At 59.6% G+C, this 2,456-nt stretch carries 1 protein-coding gene and 1 pseudogene; both read right to left on the bottom strand.

From position 1 onward, the window contains the following. Nucleotides 1–42: 42 nt before the first annotated feature. Nucleotides 43–597 (bottom strand): annotated as a pseudogene (locus tag AX756_RS24620) (ATP-binding protein); the annotation flags it as partial. Continuing rightward, nucleotides 594–2,081 (bottom strand): IS21 family transposase, encoded by a 1,488-nt coding sequence (gene istA / locus AX756_RS24615; RefSeq protein ID WP_082739369.1) that lies wholly within the window; start codon nt 2,079–2,081, stop codon nt 594–596. The gene istA and the pseudogene AX756_RS24620, both read right to left, overlap by 4 nt. Nucleotides 2,082–2,456 lie beyond the last annotated feature (375 nt).

Raw genomic sequence — 2,456 nt, 5'->3', positions numbered from 1 at the left:
TCCGTTACGAAAACTTCAAATCTGTCCCATAGGCGCTGACGTCAGACACTCGGCTCCGGTCTTGCTGAGGGGTACAAAGCCGAGTGCGTCGATGATCAGGAGTTTCTGTTTCACCAGTTGCTTCTGAAGCCGCAGGAGCTGGCGCTCGTCTCGCGCTTCCATCAGCTCGTGAACGATGGCGGCGGCGGATGTAAACCGAACAGCCATCCCTTTCTGGCAAGCGGCCAGACCGAGGCCGAGGGCCACGTGGGTCTTGCCGGTGCCGCTGGGACCGAGAGCGATGACGTTCTCGCAGCGGTCGATCCATTCGCAGCGTGCCAGTTCCAGCACCTGCATCTTGTTCAAAGAAGGGATGGCGGCGAAGTCGAAGCTGTCCAGGCTCTTGGTGGCCGGGAATTTCGCGGCCTTGATCCGGCGTTCAATCATCCGCCTTTCCCGGTCGATGAGTTCCAGCTCGATCAGACGGGCCAGGAACTGGACATGGTCACGACCCTCAGCAGCACAGAGCCGGGCCTGCTTGTCATATTCCCGCAGGATGGTCGGCAGCTTCAGCCTCTTCAGCTGGTGGTTCAGCAGGATCTGCGGCGCTTCCGTCATGCCACGCCACCGGTTGTCAGGCACATGTAGCTGGCCGGAGATGTTGTCGCCACTCTGGCCCGTGGCAAGTAGGGGTAGACATCCAGATCGAGCCTCGGCGGACGCCGTTCGATCCGGCATAGCACCAGATGCTTCACTCCATCGAAGCTGATTGTGCCCATCTGGAGGGCCGTCTTCACGGCAGCATGAACCTCCTCCATCTCGAAGCTTTCGAGTAGTCGTAGGACCTGCACATACTCTCGCCGCCCGGCTTTCAGCAGACGTGCCTCCATCAGCCTCTGAAGGGTGCTGAATGCCTTGGGAAGTTCCCAACCCACCAACGGGGCGGCCTGCTCGAAGGCACCTATCTTCTTCTCCAGCAACGGCAGGTAATGGATCGGATCGAAGATCATGTCTTCGCGGTCGTAGTTGCGTGCGTGTCGCGCGATGACCTCGCCGCCAGAGCCGATCACGACCCGGTCTACATAGGCGCGGATCCAGACATCTCGGTGCCCGTAGGCAACCGGCACGGAATAGTCGTTGGTTTTGTAACGCACCAGCGCGAGCGAACTGACACGGCCCGATGTCTGGTCACAGGCTTCAAAAGGCGTAGCTGGCAGTTGAGCCATCGCCCCCAGGTCCCTTTGGAGCCGTTCACCAATCGTCTCACTGTGCCCGCGCAGCTTGTCATTCTGGCGTTTCCGGCACTGCCCTTCGAGCCAGTCGTTGAAGGCATCCCAAGTCGGAAAACTCGGGATCGGCACCATGAAGTTGCGGCGGGCATAACCGACCAGGCCCTCAACGCCTCCCTTGCCCTTGCCCTTGCCGGGCCGCCCGTAGCGGTCCCGGATCACGTAGTGAGACAGCATCTCGCTGAACAACCGCGCACGCCTGCGGGTTCCATCCGGTTCGATCTTTGCCACCAGACACCGATCATTATCGTAGAGGATCGACTGCGGCACAGCCCCGCAGAACCCAAAGGCATGAACGTGGCCATCCATCCAGGCGTCTGCTGTCGCCGCCGGAAAAGCCCGGATGTAGCAGGCATCGCTGTGCGGCAGATCCAGGGCAAAGAAATGGGCCTTCTGTTCGACGCCACCGATCACCACGACCGCCTCACCGAAGTCAGCCTGGGCATGGCCGGGCGCATGATCAAGCGGAACAAACATCTCCCGATGTCGCCGACCGTGTTCCCTCGCATAGTCTTTGATGATGGTGTAACCGCCCTCGAACCCATGCTCGTCACGGAGCCGTTCGAAGATCCGCTTGGACGTATGCCGCTGTTTGCGCGGTCGCTCCCGATCCTCCGACAGCCATTGATCTATGATCCCGGTGAACCCATCCAGCTTTGGTCGCCGGATCGGTGCCGACCGCCGATATCCAGGTGGGATCGAAAACGCCAAAATCTTCCGAACGCTGTCACGAGATATCCCGAAATGCCGGGCCGCTTCACGCTGACTCATGCCCTCGGCACAGGCCAGACGAACCTTGCGATACAAATCCACGGTGAAGATCCTCCCGCCCTCCCTCCGTCAAATCAGGAAGGGTAAAGGTGGACGATTTTTAAGCCGCCCGCAGCAAGGTCATCCCGCCGCTACCATGGACGACTTTCTCACCGCCGCTCTCAACACGCCGGAATACGCAAGACCAACTCTATGTTCGCAACTTATTGAACATCCTCCGGGCGAACTCATCCCAGGCAGCTTGGGAGATGAACAGCGGTGCTATCGGTAAATGGTTGCGCGATTTCGAAGGAAGAAGTCTGGCGCGCAAGAAGCGGGTCACACCTGGCCAACTTGAGATGTTTGAAGACCTTCAGATCGAGAATGTCCTGACCTGCCCCCCGGAAAGTCCCTCACCGTAATGTAGAGTCTGCCCAA

Origin of the sequence: Aliiruegeria sabulilitoris (genome assembly GCF_001558155.1) — a bacterium.
Classification (GTDB): Bacteria; Pseudomonadota; Alphaproteobacteria; order Rhodobacterales; family Rhodobacteraceae; genus Tropicimonas; species Tropicimonas sabulilitoris.
Note: the sequence above shows the minus strand (reverse complement) of the source record. Positions and strands in the feature narration are given on the sequence as shown.